Origin of the sequence: Rhizobium bangladeshense (assembly GCF_017357245.1) — a bacterium.
GTDB lineage: Bacteria > Pseudomonadota > Alphaproteobacteria > Rhizobiales > Rhizobiaceae > Rhizobium > Rhizobium bangladeshense.
On record NZ_CP071616.1, the window covers coordinates 185160 to 204324 of the forward strand.

General features: G+C 60.6%; 20 protein-coding genes. 9 read left to right on the top strand and 11 right to left on the bottom strand.

From position 1 onward, the window contains the following. Window positions 1–8 precede the first annotated feature (8 nt). Together J2J98_RS28650 and J2J98_RS28655 are read left to right on the top strand one after the other, a co-directional pair. Window positions 9–1934, top strand: coding sequence for a hybrid sensor histidine kinase/response regulator (locus J2J98_RS28650; protein ID WP_207604018.1), 1926 nt, complete (start codon window positions 9–11; stop codon window positions 1932–1934). Window positions 1935–2179: 245 nt separating this feature from the next. Then, window positions 2180–2623 carry a pseudoazurin gene (locus tag J2J98_RS28655; protein ID WP_138395945.1) on the top strand — a complete coding sequence of 148 codons (444 nt, stop codon included), beginning with the start codon at window positions 2180–2182 and terminating at the stop codon, window positions 2621–2623. A gap of 172 nt (window positions 2624–2795) precedes the next feature. Here J2J98_RS28655 and hemN read toward each other — a convergent pair whose 3' ends face one another. Beyond that, window positions 2796–4148 (bottom strand): oxygen-independent coproporphyrinogen III oxidase, encoded by a 1353-nt coding sequence (hemN, locus tag J2J98_RS28660; RefSeq protein WP_207604165.1) that lies wholly within the window; start codon window positions 4146–4148, stop codon window positions 2796–2798. A gap of 321 nt (window positions 4149–4469) precedes the next feature. On the opposite strand from hemN, the gene J2J98_RS28665 reads away from it, so the two are divergent. Both J2J98_RS28665 and J2J98_RS28670 read left to right on the top strand, forming a co-directional pair. Next, complete coding sequence (locus J2J98_RS28665; protein WP_138395947.1) at window positions 4470–4802, top strand: hypothetical protein; 333 nt, start codon at window positions 4470–4472, stop codon at window positions 4800–4802. Between the two features lie 132 nt (window positions 4803–4934). After that, window positions 4935–5660 carry a response regulator gene (locus J2J98_RS28670; RefSeq protein WP_064712910.1) on the top strand — a complete coding sequence of 242 codons (726 nt, stop codon included), beginning with the start codon at window positions 4935–4937 and terminating at the stop codon, window positions 5658–5660. Window positions 5661–5720: 60 nt separating this feature from the next. Here the strand turns inward: J2J98_RS28670 and J2J98_RS28675 are convergent, their stop codons facing one another. From J2J98_RS28675 to J2J98_RS28700, 6 genes are all read right to left on the bottom strand, one after another. Beyond that, complete coding sequence (locus tag J2J98_RS28675) at window positions 5721–6647, bottom strand: ribokinase (protein WP_207604019.1); 927 nt, start codon at window positions 6645–6647, stop codon at window positions 5721–5723. After that, the gene (locus J2J98_RS28680) at window positions 6644–7105 is read right to left on the bottom strand and encodes an RbsD/FucU family protein (RefSeq protein ID WP_138395950.1); all 462 of its coding nucleotides are present in this window, start codon (window positions 7103–7105) and stop codon (window positions 6644–6646) included. Before J2J98_RS28680 ends, J2J98_RS28675 begins: the two co-directional genes overlap by 4 nt. A 109-nt stretch (window positions 7106–7214) precedes the next feature. Beyond that, window positions 7215–8234, bottom strand: a complete 1020-nt coding sequence (locus J2J98_RS28685) for a LacI family DNA-binding transcriptional regulator (protein ID WP_138395951.1) — start codon at window positions 8232–8234, stop codon at window positions 7215–7217. A 17-nt stretch (window positions 8235–8251) separates the two neighbouring features. Further along, entirely contained in the window at window positions 8252–9163 is a 912-nt protein-coding gene (locus J2J98_RS28690; RefSeq protein WP_064709263.1) for a carbohydrate ABC transporter permease, read from the bottom strand. After that, a complete protein-coding gene (locus J2J98_RS28695) occupies window positions 9163–10281 on the bottom strand; it encodes a carbohydrate ABC transporter permease (RefSeq protein WP_138395952.1) in 1119 nt (372 codons plus the stop codon). Before J2J98_RS28695 ends, J2J98_RS28690 begins: the two co-directional genes overlap by 1 nt. Before the next feature lie 71 nt (window positions 10282–10352). After that, entirely contained in the window at window positions 10353–11993 is a 1641-nt protein-coding gene (locus J2J98_RS28700; RefSeq protein ID WP_138395953.1) for an extracellular solute-binding protein, read from the bottom strand. Window positions 11994–12331: 338 nt separating this feature from the next. Between J2J98_RS28700 and J2J98_RS28705 the strand changes: the two genes are divergently transcribed. Beyond that, entirely contained in the window at window positions 12332–13399 is a 1068-nt protein-coding gene (locus tag J2J98_RS28705; protein ID WP_207604020.1) for an ABC transporter ATP-binding protein, read from the top strand. A gap of 112 nt (window positions 13400–13511) precedes the next feature. On the opposite strand, the gene J2J98_RS28710 is transcribed toward J2J98_RS28705, so the two are convergent. Further along, window positions 13512–14336, bottom strand: a complete 825-nt coding sequence (locus J2J98_RS28710; RefSeq protein WP_207604021.1) for a universal stress protein — start codon at window positions 14334–14336, stop codon at window positions 13512–13514. A 234-nt stretch (window positions 14337–14570) separates the two neighbouring features. Between J2J98_RS28710 and J2J98_RS28715 the strand changes: the two genes are divergently transcribed. Both J2J98_RS28715 and J2J98_RS28720 read left to right on the top strand, forming a co-directional pair. Continuing rightward, the gene (locus J2J98_RS28715) at window positions 14571–14915 is read left to right on the top strand and encodes a TraR/DksA family transcriptional regulator (RefSeq protein WP_138395956.1); all 345 of its coding nucleotides are present in this window, start codon (window positions 14571–14573) and stop codon (window positions 14913–14915) included. A gap of 141 nt (window positions 14916–15056) precedes the next feature. Next, window positions 15057–15512, top strand: coding sequence for a pyridoxamine 5'-phosphate oxidase family protein (locus J2J98_RS28720; protein ID WP_064709269.1), 456 nt, complete (start codon window positions 15057–15059; stop codon window positions 15510–15512). A gap of 88 nt (window positions 15513–15600) precedes the next feature. On the opposite strand, the gene J2J98_RS28725 is transcribed toward J2J98_RS28720, so the two are convergent. Further along, a complete protein-coding gene (locus tag J2J98_RS28725) occupies window positions 15601–16434 on the bottom strand; it encodes a universal stress protein (RefSeq protein WP_207604022.1) in 834 nt (277 codons plus the stop codon). Between the two features lie 177 nt (window positions 16435–16611). On the opposite strand from J2J98_RS28725, the gene J2J98_RS28730 reads away from it, so the two are divergent. Beyond that, window positions 16612–16911: a hypothetical protein gene (locus tag J2J98_RS28730; protein WP_064709271.1), complete on the top strand. Its 300-nt coding sequence runs from the start codon at window positions 16612–16614 to the stop codon at window positions 16909–16911. Window positions 16912–16923: 12 nt separating this feature from the next. Here J2J98_RS28730 and J2J98_RS28735 read toward each other — a convergent pair whose 3' ends face one another. Next, complete coding sequence (locus tag J2J98_RS28735; protein WP_138395959.1) at window positions 16924–17295, bottom strand: hypothetical protein; 372 nt, start codon at window positions 17293–17295, stop codon at window positions 16924–16926. Between the two features lie 243 nt (window positions 17296–17538). Here J2J98_RS28735 and J2J98_RS28740 point away from each other — a divergent pair, with 243 nt between their 5' ends. Further along, entirely contained in the window at window positions 17539–18795 is a 1257-nt protein-coding gene (locus J2J98_RS28740) for an MgtC/SapB family protein (protein ID WP_207604023.1), read from the top strand. A gap of 96 nt (window positions 18796–18891) precedes the next feature. On the opposite strand, the gene J2J98_RS28745 is transcribed toward J2J98_RS28740, so the two are convergent. After that, complete coding sequence (locus J2J98_RS28745) at window positions 18892–19164, bottom strand: hypothetical protein (RefSeq protein WP_207604024.1); 273 nt, start codon at window positions 19162–19164, stop codon at window positions 18892–18894. Between the last annotated feature and the right edge of the window lies 1 nt (window position 19165).

Here is a 19165-nt window from a genome sequence, read left to right on the forward strand (position 1 = left end):
CGACATTCATGCCTCACCGCCTCGTGTCACCGAGAACCGCATCGCCGCAGGAGCTGGATGCCATGGTGCACGTCCTCGACGGAGCGGATATCGTGGTCCATCGTTTCGACGGAACGATAACGCACTGGTCCATCGGCTGCGAGAACATGTATGGCTGGGCAAGAGAGGAGGCAATCGGCGAGAAGGTCCACGAACTTCTGGCGACGAAGTTTCCCGAACCAGCGGAAAACATCCGCGACCAGCTGAAATCGCGCGGCTTCTGGCAGGGCGAAATCATTCATCGCCATAAGAGCGGGCACGATATTCATGTCGCATCCCGCTGCGTGCTGGTCAGCCTGCCGGACGGCGAGCTTACCGTCATCCAGACAAACAGCGATGTCAGCGCCCTGAGGCGGGCTCAGGAGGCGGTCAAGTCGCGTGAGGCGCATCTGAGCTCCATCCTCGAAACGGTACCTGATGCTATGGTGGTGATCGACCATAAGGGAACCGTGCTGTCGTTCAGCAAGGCTGCCGAAAAACTGTTCGGAATGCCGGCGGATCAGATTTGCGGCCGTAACGTCAGCAACCTGATGCCGAACCCCTACCGCGACGCTCATGACGGTTATATCGGCCACTATATCGAAACCGGCGAGAAGCGCATCATCGGCTACGGGCGAGTCGTAACCGGACAGCGGGCCGACGGCTCGCAATTCCCGATGGAACTCCACGTCGGCGAGGCAACGGCCAACGGCGAACGTATTTTCACCGGTTTCGTCCGCGACCTGACGAGCCGTTTCAAAATCGAGGAGGATCTCCGCCAGGCGCAGAAGATGGAGGCGATCGGGCAGCTGACCGGAGGCCTCGCGCACGATTTCAACAATCTCCTGACGGTCATCAGCGGCAATCTCGAAATGATCGAGGACAAGCTGCCGCCCGGCAGCCTCCGCGATATTCTCAAGGAGGCCCAGGCCGCCGCGCAGGACGGAGCGATCCTGACCGGCCAGCTGCTGGCCTTCGGCCGGCGGCAGCCGCTGAACCCGAAGCATGCCGACCTCGGTCAGCTCGTCAGCGGCTTTTCGGATCTGCTGCGGCGGACGCTCGGCGAAGATATCAAACTTTCGACCGTTATTGACGGGTCGGGCTTCAACGTTCTCGTCGACAGCTCGCAGCTTCAGAACGCCATTCTGAATATCGCCTTGAACGCAAGGGACGCGATGCCGAGGGGCGGCAGTCTGACGACCACGATCTCGCGCGTCTACCTCGATGCCGATTATGCCAAGATGTATCCGGAGGTGCGCAGCGGCAACTTCGTCCTCATTACCATGACGGATACTGGTACGGGCATGACCGAGGAGGTCAGAATGCGCGCAATCGAACCTTTTTTCACGACGAAGGAAGTCGGCTCAGGCACGGGTCTCGGGCTCAGCATGGTGTATGGCTTCGTCAAGCAGTCGGGCGGGCATCTCCAGCTTTACAGTGAGGTGGGACACGGCACGACCGTCAGGATATATCTGCCTGCCATCAATGGGGCGAAGCCCCGCGAGCTTGCGCCGGATCTTGGCAGCGGAGAGAGCCAGATGCCGCGCGGCGACGAGACGGTTCTGGTCGTCGAGGATGATGCCCGCGTCCGCCGCGTGGCCGTCGCCAGGCTCGCGTCAATGGGTTACACGGTGCGTGAAGCCGAAAATGGCCGCCGCGCACTCGAAGTCCTGCGGGAAAACGCCGACATCGCCCTCCTGTTCACCGACATCGTCATGCCGGGCGGGATCACCGGTGACGAACTCGCACGGGAAGTGCGCGTTATGCGGCCCGACATCGCGGTTCTGTTCACGTCGGGATATTCCGAGCCGGGTCTTGCGGAAAAAGGGACCGTTCCCGGCGCACAGTGGTTGCGCAAGCCCTATACCGCCAAAGAGCTGGCGTTGAAGATCCGGGAGCTTCTCGACGCCAGGTGATCTCAGGCCTGCTGCCCCCTCGACTTGCCCCTGGAACTGACGCTTGGCGAGCGAACGTCTCCCCGGCAACTGGCGCAGCGCCGCTTGTCGAGCAAGGCAAGCGCATTCCCGACATGGTGCCCGGCAAGCTGCCAACCTGATCGCCGGCTTTTCCCCGAATTTGACGGGCGTCAAAGAACCCGGCTCGGGCATCTTCTAAGACATGTTCATGAGGCTGATCGAGCCTCGCAGAACAGGAGATTGCAATGCGTTTGAAATTCGGTCTGATCGCTGCAGCGGCAGCCTTGATTGCCTCGACAGCGCCGGTGATAGCCGCCGACCACCAGGTTCAGATGCTTAATAAGGGCATGGATGGCGCAATGGTGTTCGAGCCCAGCTTTTTGAAAATCGCCCCCGGCGACACCGTAACTTTCGTTCCCACCGACAAGAGCCACAACGTCGAGACCTTCAAGGGCCTCATTCCGAATGGCGTCGCCGAATTCAAATCCAAGCCGAATGAACAGTATCAGGCAAGATTCGATGTTGCCGGCGCTTACGTCCTGAAATGCACGCCGCATGTCGGGATGGGCATGGTTGCCTTGATCCAGGTCGGCGACAGCCCGGCCAATCTCGAAGCGATCAAGACGGCAAAGGTGCCGAACATGGTACGCAAGCGGCTTGATGCCGATCTTGCGCATATCACCCAGTGATGAATGACCGGTGCGGGTGGGCGCACTCGCGCGCCCTCCCGCACGATGGAGAACCCCTAGCTTCGCCGACGGTGAACCGATCAAGGCTGCGCTGCGGCGTTGGCTGCCGGCGATCTATCGAACCTGACCGCCTGAAGGGCACGAACAGACAGGCCGCAGTCATTGGATCGGGTCAGGCGGCCTTGCTGTGCGTGCGTCCGTGCGAGCCGAAATAGGCGTCGAACGCCGCCGCGACGGCACGGACCATGAAGCGTGCGTCCTGGGATACGACGATCCGCTCGCCGTCCATTGTGACAACGCCATCGGCCATTAGCTCACCGAGACGGTCGTTGCGCTCGACAAGGAAGCCGGTGTCGAAACCCGATCCGCTGCTAACTCTGCCGAGGTCGACCTCGAAATCGCACATCAGCCTTTCGATGATCTTCGCCCGAAGCTTGTCCTCTTCACTGAGAAGATATCCCCTGGCGGTGGGCAGCACGCCGGAGGCAATCCGTTCGGCGTAGAGACCGAGAGGCACGTGGTTCTGCATGTAGCCAGTCGGCAGCCGCCCGATCGCGGAAGCGCCGAGGCCGATGAGATTATCGCAGTCATCCGTGCTGTAGCCCTGGAAGTTTCGTCTCATCGTGCCGTTGCGCGCGGCGCGCGCCAGCTGATCCTCCGGCAAGGCAAAGTGGTCGAGTCCGATACGCACATATCCGGCTTGTTGAAGCTCCTGGGCGATGGCTTCCGCCTGCTCGTTGCGCTGTTTTGCCTCTGGCAGCGATGCTTCGTCGATGAGACGTTGATGCTTCTTGAAGGCGGGTATGTGGGCGTAGCCGAAAACGGCGAAACGATCGGGACGCAGCTCCGCAGCAAGGCGGACGGTTTCCACGCAGGATTGGACTGTCTGCTTCGGAAGGCCATAGATCAGGTCGAAATTGATGCTTGTCACGCCTGCTGAGCGCAGTCCGACGATCGCCGTCTCCGTCTGCTCGAAGGACTGCAGCCGATTGATTGCCGCTTGCACGACCGGATCGAAGCTCTGGACGCCGAGGCTCGCGCGATCGACGCCGTTTTCGCTGAGCGCATCGATCATGGAGGCAGCCAATGTGCGCGGGTCGATCTCGATTGCGACGCTGGCACTCGCTTCGAAAGCGAAGGCGCTCCTGAGCTTTGCCATCAGAGCGGAGAAGTCCTGCGGCCTCATGATTGTCGGCGTGCCGCCACCGAAATGCACGTTCCTGACGGGCACGTGGTTGCCAGCGGCGAAGGTGACGAGCTCGATCTCCTGGCTCATCACGTCAAGATATTCGACAACAGGAGCGCCCTGCCGGGTGATGGACGTGTGGCAGCCGCAGTACCAGCACATCGAACGGCAGTATGGCACATGGAGATAAAGCGAGACTGGTCCGCCCTCTCCGATTTCGGCGAGGCCCCTAGCATATTCATCTGGTCCGACGGCGGCTGAAAAAGCCGGTGCCGTCGGGTAACTCGTATAACGCGGAAGCCGTGCATCGCCGTATTTGGCGACAAGATCGTCGGGCATCATCACATTCCTTTCAAAAGCAGGATGCTTTGTGCGCGTGGACCGAGATGTCTTCCTTGTTCCAAATCAATGATGATGCCGCCGCCGCGAGATAATCCACATATTCGTTGGCTCCCGAGCCGGCTAGCGTGTCGTTCCGACACTCAGGACGAAATATGGCCCATTACCTTGAAGCGTCGCGGGCGGTCACGGAGCGAATGTTCGGTGCCGACCCCTTCGCCCTTCCACTTGATCGAGGTCAAAGCGTCATTCGACAGGCGTCGTAGCTTGGAGAAAATGGGAGAGGCCGCAGCGACGAAGCGATGATCCGGAGCGAGTGGAATGCCATATGAAATCGTCACAGCAAGTCTCGACGTGAACGACAAGTCGGGGCGCATCGACGTGTGGTTCGGACCCGACATGAAGACCATCGTCGTGTCGCGGCGGGCATTGCTCTCGGTGGCCTCGCCGCCGCGGGCGACGGAATTCCGCCTTCTCCAATACGTCGAAACCTTCTGCCAAATCGCCGCGCGCCGCCTTGCCTCGACGAGCGGCAACACCATTCTGATCACGGCGAACGATGTCCGCGGATGGCTCTGCGCGTGGCAGTCCTCTCCAGCCCCGGTCCCGATACAGGCGGTCCGCCATCGGCTCCACGACGCCGGATCGGTGTGATCTTGCCCGGAACAGTTTCCGGCGTCCGATGAGGACAATGGACCGCGTGCTGGTGACACCAGCTTGACCGGCATGTTAAAGACGATGCCATTGAACAGGATCTGTAACGAGCAACGGCTTGGCGGATGGACGATGGCAGCAACTCAGCATGACGCGCATCTTCTCGTCGTCGACGACGATCCGCGCATCCGCCAGATGTTGACGCGCTATTTCGAGGATGAGGGTTACACGGTCTCCTCCGCCGCCGACGGCACCGAGATGCGGTTGCGGTTGCGTCAGCAGAATTTCGACGCCGTCCTGCTCGATCTGGTTCTTCCCGGCGGTACGGACGGACTTGACCTTGCCCGCGAAATCCGCGCCCATTCCGATGTGCCGATCATGATGCTGACGGGCCGCGACGACGTCGTCGATAGAATCGTCGGTCTAGAGGTCGGCGCCGACGATTACATCGCCAAGCCCTTCCATCTCCGGGAAGTCCATGCGCGCCTGAAATCGATCCTGCGCCGCCGGCAATCTCCTGCGCGCAGCGCCGAATCGACTGGCGAGGAAATCATCGGCTTCGAGGAGTGGAAACTCAACCTCAGCCGCCGCCAGCTTCTCGACCCCGAAGGCACGGAAATCGAACTGACGACCGGCGAATTCGATATGCTGACGACCTTTGTCCGGCATGCCGGACGGGTTCTGACCCGCGACGTGCTGATGGACCTGACCAGAGGCCGAAGCCTCGAAGCGTTCGACCGGACGATCGATGCCCAGATCGTCCGGCTGCGGCGCAAGATCGAGACGGACCCGAAGAAGCCGCAATTCATCAAGGCCGTTCGCGGCGTCGGCTATGTCTTTACCGCCAGGCTCGATTGACGGTTTCAGGAGATGGCGAGGCTGACGCGCCTCGCCGAAATCCCATGCAACGTCCAATCATCAGGGGCGCAGCAAGGCAGTGATCTCGGCGCGAGAAGGCATGGCGGGGGCTGTGCCCGGCCGTGTTACCGCGATTGCGGCGGTCGCGCAGCCGAAGCGGACGGCCTCGATCGGCGCCTGACCTTCGGAAATCGCTGTCGCGAACCCGCCGAGAAAGGCGTCGCCGGCTCCGGTTGTGTCGACGACGTTTCCCGCCGAAAATGCGGAGACAAATTCGCTCTGCCCGGCTGTGTGATAGAGCGCACCGCGAGCGCCGAGCGTGATGACCGCTGCTTTCGCCCCCCGATCGACCAGCGTGCGCGCCGCCGCCCGTGCCTGCTCATCAGTTTCGATAGCATGGCCCACCAATTCCGCCGCTTCGACTTCATTGGGGACGATGAAATCGCACAAGCCGTAGATGCTGTCCGGGATGGCGCCGGCCGGCGCGGGGTTGAAGATCGTAATGGCCCCTGCCCTTTTCGCGATCGACAGGCCGTGCAAGGCCGCTTCCAGCGGCTGTTCGAGCTGTGTCATGAAAATAGCGGCGCTTTCGATCGCCGCCCGGTTGGCTTCGACATCTTCGATGCCGATCAGCCCCGCGGCGCCCGGCACCACGATGATGGCGTTGTCGCCGCTCACTTCGTCGACGAAGATGAAGGCGGCACCCGTGGAAACGCCTTCCATCTTCATCACATTGGCTTTGACGCCCGCCTCCGCATAGGCCGCAAGCGCCATCGCGCCGAACGCGTCGTCGCCGACCCGTGAAATGAAAGCCGCCTTGCCGCCTGCCTTTGCCGCGGCAATGGCCTGGTTGGAGCCCTTGCCTCCCGGCCCGAGCGTGAAACCTGACCCCATCAGCGTCTCGGCGATATAGGGCAGACGCTTTGCCTTATAGGCGGTGTCGGCGGCGAAAATGCCAAGAATGACGATCCCGCTTTTCTCGCTCATCTGACCGCCTCTTCCGCTGGAATGACGCCCTTGGTCAAAAGGAAGCATCCGTAGAACCGCAGCTCCCCGGTTGCGATCACGCAATAGGCCTTTTTGGCGATGTCGTAGAACGCCATGCGTTCGACGGGATACATCGGCGAAGGCTTGCTTTCGGCGCGGTCGACGATCGCCTGCACTTCCTGTTGAATCGGCGGAATTTCATCCGGCTTGCCGATCACTTCCATACGGCCAACCGAAGGCTGGATCGGTGTGTCCAGAGGCAGCACCGAAAGGATGGCGTCGATCGCCTGCGGCGCGGGAATGTTCTCCATTGTCAGCAGCTTCCCCAAACGCGTCTGGCGGGCTATCGAATCCGATGGAAAATTCATGTCGGAGATGACGAGATAGTCACCGTGTCCCATGTTGCAAAGTGCTTGAAGAATGTCGCCGTTGAGTTCGGCCCGAATTCCCTTGAGCATTGATCTCCATCCTTTCTCTAGCCGGAACGCCGGCCGTGCTTCAATTTCTGTTGTCCGGCGATATCCGGCATGGAGCGCCGTGCGCTTTTCGTGCGCACAAAACAGCGCCTCATTTTCGGCCCGATGCGCCGGGTTGCGGGCACGGGCCGCTCGAACCGCGCACGATCAGCGATCCGTCTACCATTTCGTCCCCCTTGCCAGGCGGTTCCTCCAGGAGAAGGCTGACTGCGCGCCGTGCCAGCATGTCGGCCGGCTGACGTATGGTTGTCAGCCGCGGCACCACGAGATTGGCAAGCGAAATGTCGTCGAAACCTGTGACGGACAGTTTTCGCGGCACATCGATCTTGAGGTCGCGGGCGGCGCGCAACGCGCCGATCGCCTGCTGGTCGCTGGCGGCCGCAATCGCCGTTGGCCGGTCCTGCGGCGGGTACGAAAGCAGCTCGCGGGCAATTCTTTCGCCGGACTCGTAGTCGAATCTGCCATAGGCGATTTCCAGTTCGACAGGCTCGCCGGTCTTGCCGAACCCGTCCATGCGGCTGACGAAGGCCTCCTTGCGCATGCGCCCTGCTTCGGTGTCGGTCGGCCCGGCGATATAGGCGATGCGGCGATGCCCCAGCCCATAAAGATGATCGGCGATCAGCGTGGCCGCCTGCGCATGGTTGGTCGAAACCAGGGGAAAGGTGCCGAAGCGCCGGTCCAGCGATATGACCGGCACCGAGGCTGGCAGATCGAGACCTGAACCGTCGCTTGAAGCCACCACGATGATGCCGCGCACCGATCGGTCGAGAAAAGCCGAAACGTGGCTCTGCTCCGCCTCGCTGTCGTTATGCGAGCTCGCCAGCATCAGGCTGTGGCCGCATTCGAGCGCCGCACGCTCGACGCTTGCCGCAAGCTGTGCAAAGAAAGGATTGGTGATGTCGGGAACGACGAGGCCTATGACGTCGGTTCTGCTGGTGCGCAAGGCTCTTGCGGTCACGTTCGGCCGGTAACCGAGGGCCGAAATGGCGTCGTTGACCCTTTCACGCAGCAACGGTTTGACCGCGGCTTCGCCCGACAGGACACGCGAAACCGTGCCCACGGATACGCCCGCATATTCGGCGACATCCTTGACTGTGGGCATCTTTGACATTTTCAAACGTCCCGCAGCTATTTTACCGCTCCCGCGGTCATCCCGGCGATGATGTGCTTTTCCAAAACGACGCCAACAATGACCAGCGGAAGGATTCCAGCGGTGGAAAGGGCGGCCATCGACCACCAGTTGATGCCCTGGCTGCCTGTCTGGCTCGCAATCATGACCGGCAGCGTGTTCGTATTGGTGGAGGTCAGCAGTGCGGCAAAGAAATATTCGTTCCAGCACAGGATCAGCGCCAGAAGGAAGGCGGCCACCATACCCGGTAGAACGAGCGGCACTATGATGCGGGCAAACGCGCCCCAGATCGACAGGCCATCGACCAGGGCCGCCTCCTCGAGCTCTACCGGAATGGTCGCGAACTGGTCGCGCATGATCCAGACGACGATCGGTAGCACCATAAGCGTATAAACTGCGATCATTCCGGCATACGTGTCGAGCAGCGCCAGTTCCTTGTAGAGCACTAGGAACGGCAGGGCGAGGACGACAGGGGGCATGATGAGCTGCGACAGGAAGAAAAAGGAAATGTCGGAATTGCGCATATGGCCGAATTTGTAGGAAAAGCGGCTAAGGCCGTAAGCCGCGAGCGATCCGAGCACGACGGCAAGGGCGGAAGCGGTGACGGAGATGATGACGCTGTTCCAAAGCCTGCGCATGAACTCGTCACGTACGGTTGATATCTGGGAAATCGTATCGGGAGAGAGGCCGAGCGAGCGCCAGCCCAGCCAGTTCGGCGCGAAATTCGCCCATGGGATCAGATTGCCGCGCATGACATCTGCGGCCGTCTTGAACGAGGTCGAAACCGTCCAGAACAGCGGGAAGATGCAGACACACGCCCAGATGACGAGCAGGCCGTAGACGGCCAAACGCATGGCCCACCAGCGAATGCGTTGACCGCGCCCATATTTTTCGAAGTCGATGCGAACCATCAGAGCCTTCCTGTCATCCGCTTCACGATGCGGTCGGAGATCTTCATCAGCACCGTCATGGCGACGACGATGATCACGAGGTAGACGAGCGCCAGCAAGGTTCCGTATCCCACATTCGAACGGTCGCGGTATTCGCGATAGATGAAACTGGTGACGGAGTCCGTCGCCCCGCCGGGACCTCCCGATGTCACGGTGATGATGATGTCGGCGAGCTTAAGCTTGAAGATGATGCGGATCATCACCGCCGTGACCGACACCGGCAGCATCAGCGGGAAAATCACCTGCCAGAAGCGTTGCCACTTGGTGGCGCCGTCGACTTCGGCCGCCTCCAGCACCTCCCTCGACAAGGCCTGCAGTCCGGCCAGCAGCATGATCATCATGAAGGGAATGAAGGTCCAGGCGTCCATGATCATGATCCAAAGGCGCGCCGTCAGCGGATCACCGAAAAAGGACGGGTTTTCCCAGCCGAGCCAGCGGGCCATGCGCGCGATCGGGCCGAAACGGGTTTCCAGCATCGACTTGCCCACCATCCAGCTCACCGCGACCGGCGACAACATCAAGGGCACGAGGAAGGTGACGCGCCAGAACTTTCGGGCAATGATTTCCTGGTTGAGAAGCAGCGCCAGGCCGAAGGCGATTGCATATTCGACGGCAATCGCGAGGCAATAAAGGATCATGTTGAGCAGGGCGTTGGCATAGAACGGATCGGCGATCATCCGGCGCACATTGTCGAGCCCGTTGAAGCGCCGCCCGGCCGAAGAGGCGAGGTTCCAGTCGGAGAAGCCGATCCAGAGCGCAAAGAGCAGCGGGAAGACCACCATCGATACGACGAAAAGTGCTGCCGGCAGCACAAAGAGCGCCTTCTTGCCGGCCTCTCCGTATATGACGACGCGGGTGACGCAAAGAACCGCGGCCCAGATGAAATAGGCGTAGAGAATCGGCCGCCAATTGGCAAAGCCCCAATCGGTCCAGCCGAGTTCGTGGACGGCCTGCAACACAAAAGATGCCATGAACCATATGGCGCTGAGCCACAGAGCCGAGCGGCCCCAGAGACGGCGGCTCGCGGAAATGGAGCCGGCTTCGACCGTGTGGAGCAGGTCGCCTTCGACTGTCGACATTGATATTCCTCGTCCAGACAGGATGGGCGCTGGCGGAGCCTTCCGGTCCGCCAGCGCGTTATGTCAAACGATCAGAGCCCGAGGCTCGCCCGATACAGCTTCAGCTGGCTATCGCGGCCGATCTGGTCGGTGATCTTTTCCCAGGCGGCTGCAATCGCATCCGCCGTTTCCTGCGCCGACTTGTATTGTCCGGCAAAGCCCTTCGCCAATTCGTCCTCGGCGACGGAGTAGTATTGGAAGATGCCGGGGATGCGCGGTTCGATCGCGGCGTTCGGGTGATTGTAACTGTCGGCGTTCGAACCCAGATAATCCTCGATATAGGCGCGGTCGTAACCGGCCTTTTCCCATTCGTCATAGTTGAAGTGGGACTGACGATAGGGCTGGAAGCCGGAGGGATAGGCCGAGGTCCAAAGGGACAGATCCTTGCCGCCGAGATGGGCGGCAGCAGACCAGGCCGCCTTGCGCTTCTTCTCGTCGCTGGAGACCCGCTTGGTGACGTAGATGCCCCAGCCGATGTAGGCCATGTTGGGCGCCTCGTTATACTTGTCTTCCCACTGCCCGGACTTGCGGTTGTAGACGCGGTTGGAGCCGCGGTTGATGCCGAAGCCGACCACGTCGCCGACGACCGAGGTATCGGATGTGCGGGCGCCGGAGCCAACATCGCCCCACCACATCAGCATTGCACCGGTGCCTGCCAGAAACTGCGAGAAGGCCGTGGTGCCGGGGTCCGCATTGATCTGATCGGCCGGATAGGCCTTGGCTGCGATCAGATCCAGCACGTCCTGGATCGCCTGGACCCAGGCGGGGTTATTAACCAGCGGCTTCATATTTTCGGGGTCGAACAGCCAGGCCGGATCGCCGGGATATTTGGCATAGGCCGTCGCACGGTTTTCGATGAAATAGAAGCCGAAGCCGCCCCAGCCCTTAAGCGGGTCGAGATAGCCGTAGGCCGGCTGGCCGGTCAGCGGATCGGTCTTGCCGATCAGCGCCTTGGACGCTGCGTTGACATCCTGCCAGGTCTTCGGCGGCTCGGCCATGCCGCTGATCGAGCCTTCACCGAAATAGTCCTTGCGATAGGCGAAGGTGTGGCAGTCGCCGTCGATGGTGACGCGATAGTTCTTGCCGTCCCAGGTGCCGACCGGCGGCTTCAGGTAGCTCACCAGGTCGTCGGCTTCGATTTGCTTTGCAGCCCAGTCGGGCATCTCGTCGAGAAGCCCGCGTCCGGCTGTATCGCCTTCGAAGGGAGCGCCCATTTCAAGGATGTCGAAATCAACAGTGCCGGTTGCGATCGACTGCTGAAGGCGGGCGTTGTAATCGGCCTGAGCGAGGTCGATCCAGTTGATCTTGGCGCCGGTATAGGCTTCCCAAGGCTTCAGGAAGCCGCGGAACAGGAAGTTGTGGAGGTTCTGGTTGTTGAGCCCCATGAAGGTCAGCTCGACGCCGGCGAATTCCCCCTGCTTGACATTGGCCTTTGTCGGGCCGAGGCAGAGCTCGCCAACCTTCTGCCAGTCTGCATCGGTCGGAGACCCCTTGCCGACGCCTGGAATTTGCAGAATCTGGGCCCGCAGATCATCGGCAGCCAAGGCCATGCCGGGAATTCCGGCCATCGCGCTGGACAGGCCAAGCAGAGCCGCCGCACTTGCCGTTCCGCGCAAAACGTCGCGGCGACTTGCCTGACGGCGCATCAATGCATCGTAAATCTCGATTTTCATGTCTTCCTCCTCCACGTTTGGTGCGCTGCCGCCAGCCAGTGTTCCGGAAGGCTCCGGCCGATTTTGGGACTGGTCTCGTGCAGAACTATCTGGTAAACAAGAAAATGAAACGTTTCATAATTCTTGTTTGAAACCGCTCCTCTCGGTCTCGCCATCGAGCATTAGACGGCAAGCGGAAAAAGTCAATAAAAAATGAAACGTTTCATGGAGGAGGCTCGACGGGTAATTCAGGTCATGGCGCAGCGCTGCTTTTGCTGGCCCTGAGTCGCTGTAATCTGTCGGGAGATGCGCGGGCGCCCGGAATTCTTCCGGGCTGCTGTAAAGCGAGTGGGAGGCATATGGCTGAGGTCAAAATTTCAGAGGCGCGGAAGGCCTATGGCGCCTTAAATATCCTGCATGGCGTGAATATCGAAATTCGCGACGGCGAGTTCGTGGTGCTCGTCGGCCCGTCCGGTTGCGGCAAGTCGACCTTGTTGCGCATGGTCGCGGGGCTCGAAAGCATCACCGGCGGCACCATCTCGATCGGCGGAAAGATCGTCAACAATCTGCCGCCGAAGGACCGCGATATCGCGATGGTCTTCCAGAGCTACGCGCTCTACCCGCACAAGACCGTTGCCGAAAACATGGTCTTTGCGCTACGCCTGCAGAAGCAGCCGCCCCATGTCATCAAGCAGCGGCTGCAGGCGGCGGCCGAAACGCTCGACCTGGTGCCCTATCTTGACCGTTACCCGCGCCAGCTTTCCGGCGGCCAGCGCCAGCGCGTGGCGATGGGACGAGCCATCGTCAGGTCGCCGCAGGTCTTCCTGTTCGATGAGCCCCTGTCGAACCTCGACGCCAAGCTGCGCGTGCAGATGCGCAAGGAGATCAAAGAGCTCCACCAAAGGCTGAGAACTACGACGATCTACGTGACCCATGATCAGGTCGAAGCGATGACCATGGCGGACAAGATCGTCGTCATGCAGGGCGGCAAGATCGAACAGACCGGAACGCCGCTGGAACTCTATGATCGTCCCCGCAATACATTCGTGGCCACCTTCATCGGTTCGCCGTCGATGAATCTGCTGAAAGGCCGCTACAAGGCCGACGGTGCCGTTTTTGTCACGGAGACAGGCGACGAGATCGCGCTCGGTTTCACGCCGGAGGCATCCGATGGTCAGGCTGTGCGCCTGGGCGTGCGGCCGGAACATCTGTCACTCGCTCCAAGCGGCTTGACGACGACCGTCAACGTCACCGAACCCACGGGCCACGAGACGATGGTATTCCTGCGCTACGGATCCGGTGAGCTTGTGGCGGTGCTGTCCGAACGTCACGATTTCGAGCCGGGGCAGGTCGTAACAATAGCTGCCCGGCCGGGCAAGCTTCATCTGTTCGATGCGGAGTCCGGTAAGACGCTGCGCCGAGACTGAGGAGCTGCTTCCTGCTGAGCGACAAGCCGCGGGTTATGAGGCACGTGGCCTTCGTGGTTGACAATCAGTTCGAGAGCCAGTCGAAGCCGATCCCCTGATCGCATGCCGTGTCTCAATGCGATAGCAGGACAGGCAGGGTAATGCTGGTCAGCACTGCCTCCGTCGCGCCGCCGAGCACGAATTCCCGCAGGCGCGAATGGCCGAAGCCACCCATGACGAGAAGATCGGCCCGCAATTCGAAGGCCTTGCTCTGAAGGACCTCCCCGACCGGCTTGCCGTGTGCGCGCAGTCGCGCCGCCTCCGCCGTCACACCGCTCTTTAGCAGGTTTTCGATGAGATAGTCGCCTGTCTCGTGCGTCACCGGCTTCTCGTCGGTCACGGAAAGCAGCCAAACGTTGGAAGCCTGCTCCAGGAAGACGGAGGCATCATGGGCCGCCCGCGCAGCCGCGCGGCTGCCATCCCAGGCGATGGCGATATGATCGATCCGGCCGCCGAAAGGCGCCGGCGGATAGAGGATGAGCGGCCGCCCCGATCCGAACAGCACCGCCTCGACGATCGGACGGGAGAGGCCTGTCAATTCCAGAAGCACGAGATCGTAGGCCCGCGAGGCTTCCGCCAGCGCGTCGACGACGAATGGCTCTTCAACTTTGATCGCGCGGGTGCGTAGATCGACGGAAGCCGTCCTTGCCTCATCGACCGCTTTCTGCGTCAGCGTCGAAGCATGCTTGCGGCTTAGCGCTCCCGCTTCCCGCGCCATTCGTGCCGCATCGATGATCAGTGAGGACAGGGCATTGGAGACGTCGGGAATGGTAATCTCCACTGCGCAGACGGTCAGCGTCGCCTGCATGTGGCGCGCGAGCATGATCGCATTGGTGATCATGCTTTCCGAAGTGGCATCCGGATAAGTGAGGAGCGGAAGAAAGATATGCCGTTTCATGGTGTACACCCGAAGAAGAGAATGGCCGTCTGATATTACCACTCTGGCACTCGACCCGGAATGCGCATTGACATGTCTCAAACTGGGCATCTCCCACCCCATTGACACCGATCAATGCGGCATTCCTCCGCAGCCGTACGGTAATGACCGTAGCGTAATGACCGGCCACCGGCCGGCTGTGTGTACCGATAGAGCGCGGCAGGTGCCGCGCTTTCCACAGCGGGAAAGCCGTCGATGAAAAACGAAGAGATAGAAAACAAGCTGAACACCATGAAAGCGGATCTGCAACGCCGGCTGTCGGTGATCGATGCCGATCTCGGTGCTGCGCTGGATCCGGATAGCGAAGATAGAGTTACCCAGATCGAGAACGATCAGGTGCTGACCGAAATGCGAAGGGAAGCAGGTGAGCAAATCTCATTGATCGAGGCGGCCCTCGAACGGCTGAAGCGCGGAAGCTTCGGTCGCTGCGTCAGATGTCTTGCACCGATCCACCCCAGCCGGTTGGAAGCCATCCCCTATACGCCCTACTGCGTGACCTGTGCCCGCCTGGTAGACGAGAGACTTTCCTCATTGGCTTGAAGCATTCTGCCGGAGCAGATTCCTTCTGTTGCCCAAGCTCCCAGTCGGCCCCGCTCCGGCCGATTCGACTTTGCTCTTCATCAATGCGCGAAAGGGCGGTCGGCCTACAGTGACTCCTCGAACACCCGAAAGGAGCGTCTCATGTCATTGGGTTTACGGGAGTTAACGCTGGCCGAATGCCACGCCGTCCTGGGAGAGACAAGAATAGGGCACCTGGCCTGCTGCAAGGGCGGCCAGCCCTATGTCGTTCCCATCTATTTCTCCTATCAAGATGGCGTCGCATATTGTTTTTCGATGCCCGGCCGCAAAGTGGAATGGATGCGGGAAAACGACAGGGTGTGCCTGCAGGTGGACACGCGGGTGGGCAAAGGCTGGACGAGCGTTATAGCCGAAGGAAAGTTCGAGGAGTTTCCGGACACCGACCTCTGGCGAAGCGAGCGTCTGCACGCCTGGGAAATACTGCAGAAGCACCTGGACTGGTGGGAAATCGGTTCGCTCAGGCCGAAAGAGGTTCCGGTCCTTGCCGAATCTCCGCACATCTTTTTCGGCATCCTTGTCCGGACGTTGTCGGGCCGCGCCGCTTTTGCCATCGACTAGACTCATGCATATCGCCCGGACGTGTGCAGCAACCGGGCGACATGCATAACAAGGTGTGAGACGCAGGGCCGGCTGAGCGCCTGCCGGTTCAATGGGCCATGAAGATCGGCATCCTGCTTTCTTCGATCATGCTGCGGGTCACCCCGCCAAAGATCGTCTGCTGCCAGCGGGGATGATTATAGGCGCCCATGACGATGAGATCGGCGGACACGTCGAGAGCGTGCTGCCGCAGGACCTGGTCTGCCGAATGGCCGCCGCTTGCAATGCGGTCCACCTGCACCTTTACCCCGTGACGGGCAAGATAGGCAGCAATGTCGGCGCCCGGTTCCTCGCCGTTTGCGCGCATCCGCGCCACCGGATCCACCATGGTGACGTAAACGGTGTCGGCTTGCTTGAGCAGATCAAGCGATTGCCGGGCGGCGCGCGACGCTTCGTCGCTCGAATCCCATGCCAGCAAAACCGACCTCACGGAGGCAGTCATCGCCCGTGTTCCGCGGTTGATGAGGATCGGGGTCGGTGTCTGGAAGAGAGCACCATCGATGATGCGTTTGCGGAGATCTTCGTCTCGGGCCGCCTGCCGCCCGACCAGGACGACGTCGGCATAGAGCGCCCTTTCGGCGATATCTTCGTCGGCCCATGCGAATTCGGTGTAGACGTCCTGGACTTCGTAGGAGATCTCGCTGCGGTCGAGCGTAGTCTTGATCTCGTCTGTCCTCCGGGACAGGACCTCGATTTCGCGCTGACGTTCGTCGAGCCAGACAGAAGAGATGGTGTTATAATTGCCTACCGTTGGAGCAGCTCCCAACGAGATCACCAGCGCATTCAGATGCGCGCCATGGGCGCCGCAGAAGTCGATCGCGGTTTTGAGATCTTCCTCGAACTGGTGAACGCTGAGGATGCTTAGTACCGTCCTGATGGTCATGTCGATATACCTCTGTGGTTGGATACGACAAGGATAGTCGCCATGGCCCTGGGTTCCTTGACCTTCGTCAAAGCGATAGGGATTCCTATCCGGTAAATTGCTTCTAGATGGACAGAACGTGGACGTCCTGATCGCGGAATTCGGAGTGAAGGTCTGCCACCGGTTAGGAGGCCGCAAATGCTGTCGACAGAGAGAGACTTCAAACGGGGCGGTGAGCGGTTGCCCATTCCTTCGCAAGGCGAAGTCGAAGGCAAGCTTGTCATGTTCGAGGCGGTTGCCGTCACCTGTTTGCAGGAGCTTCTCGCCAAAGCGGAATCGCGCCTGGTTCCGAGGCTTCGACGGAGACTTGTCCGCAATCTGAAGAAGCGGTGCGCCCCGTTGAAGCTATGCGCTGATGACGAAAAGGCTGCAGAGGAGTTCGCGCTCCAACTGTTAAGGGCAGCTCTGGAAGAGGCTGAAGACGAAGCAGCCCGCTGAAAGGCAGACGCATCAAGCGCAGGTGCGGGCGCCTAGGTCTTTGACGGTCTCATCCGCCAGCTTGCGCACCACCTTTGCGGAGACCACCCCCATTTTCGATGAGATCCCCGCCAGTCGCGCAGTCTCTCGAGGTGCTTCGGCCAAGGCATTCTGTGCAAAGTCGGCTACGACCTCGAATGTATCGTTCAGTTCTGCACTTTCAGCAAGGTCGTCCAGGAAGACCTGGTAAAGTTGAAGCCGGCGCCGGAATGAAGCCAGTAGCTCGATCTGACAACGTAGCATCGTCCGCGATGCTTCGGTATTCAGACTGTAGGCCGCGAGGAAAAGATTTCTTGCGGAAGCAGGCAGCGCCTGCTCCGGTATCAAGGGCGCGTTATTGACCATGGCAGAGTCCTCTCTTCTTCTTCAAGACTATCGCCGCGGCGGAAGATCTCGTTGATCTGCATCAAGCGGAATCTGCTCATTGCGACGTCATGGACAGATGAGGTGATTGAGCAATCGCAATGACCGGGCCGCATGGGTGTGGATGGATTGCAGGGGCAAGGAGATCGACATGCGAGCTTATTCCGGCAAATTGGGCATAAGGCCGCCGGGGGGCGGCGGCGCCGGCGAGAACTGGATCTTCGCATGATGACTTCATTGGTGATGGCTGATGCCTTTCAACGTCTCAGCCTTGCGCTTGCGATCGGCATACTCGTCGGCATCGAGCGTGGATGGCAAGAGCGCGAGGCCGCGCCGGGCAAGAGAGTGGCGGGCATTCGCACCTACGGCCTCTCGAGTTTCCTCGGCGGCTTTTGCGGCTTCCTGCAACCGGTCACGGGACCGATCCTGCCGACGGCAATCTTCGTATTCTTTGGCATAACGATCCTTGTTTTCAGCCGCGTGCAGGCGTTGCGGGAGGGTGACTACAGCGCAACCGGCGCCATTGCCGCAATTACGGTGTTTGCGCTCGGTTTCGGAGCTGTCGTTGCAGACATGACGACGACCGCGGCGAGCGCGGTCGCAATGACGGCACTTCTGGCGGCGCGGGAGCCACTGCACGGATTTCTGCGGAAGCTGACCTGGCTTGAGCTGAGAGCCGCCCTGATCCTGTTGACGATGACCGTCGTCATTCTTCCAGTTCTTCCCAACGAGGCCATTGATCCCTGGCACATGATCAACCCCTTCGAACTGTGGATGCTGACCATATTCGTAGGAGCGGTTTCATTTGCGGGCTATGTGATGATCAGGCTCACCGACGCCAGAGCCGGACTGCTCCTGACAGGAGCCTGTGGGGGTGTCGTCTCCTCGACGGCCCTGACTCTCTCCTTTGCACGGCAGTCCAAGCAGATGCCCGCCCTCTCGCCGCTGCTTTCAGCGGGAGCGATGATGGCCGGGGCCGTATCGCTGAGCCGGGTGCTTTTGATTTGCGGGGTAATCGCACCGGCGGTGCTGGAGGAGCTTGCAGCAGTGCTCGGCTCGGCTGCAGCGGTGCTTGCCATTGGAGGTGGTCTCGCCGGCTTGTCGCCGCGCTCCGGTGACAGCCCCGATTTTTCACCGAAAAACCCGCTGGAGGTGATTGTCGTTCTACGCTTTGCTCTTCTTCTTGCCGCCGTCACCATCGTGACGCGAGCGGCTTTGGAATTCTTCGGAACACAGTCGCTGGCGGTGGTCGCCTTCATCACAGGGCTGGGCGACCTCGACGCGATAACGCTTTCGATTGCCAAGCTTCCGAACGTGCCGCTGGATGCGGCTGCACATGCCATAGCAGTCGCTGCCTTCGCCAATCTTCTTGCGAAAACCGGGCTTGCAGCAAGCGCGGGAAGCCTTGGCTATGTGGTGCGGCTCGCCATCGTGAGTGGCATCGCAGTGCTTGCCGGCGCTGCCGGCTCATTTCTGATGTAAGCCGCTGATCTGGTCGTCGGCGATGGCGCTTGCCGCTTTATCACGCCGGATCTGACGCGCTACCTTCTATGGCCGCCGAGCGAGGTGCCATCCGGCCTACGCGCCCACTGATGTGCCAAGGTCGGCCGCATGAATGTGGATGCACCCGTCGGGCTCGATATCGCCACAATCGAACTTCGCGCAGGCGATTCGACTGAAAAGGCCGATATTTTCCTGAAGCCGGCTTTCGTCGCAGCGCGGCGGCTGGGCAACCTCAAGAAGCGCCTGCCTGTCGATAACGACCATCTGGTTGGTGCCGCCGGTATCCATTACCAGCAGGGCCTCCTCGCCGGACGATTTCATCATTCCACTGATCAGCTTCAAGGACATA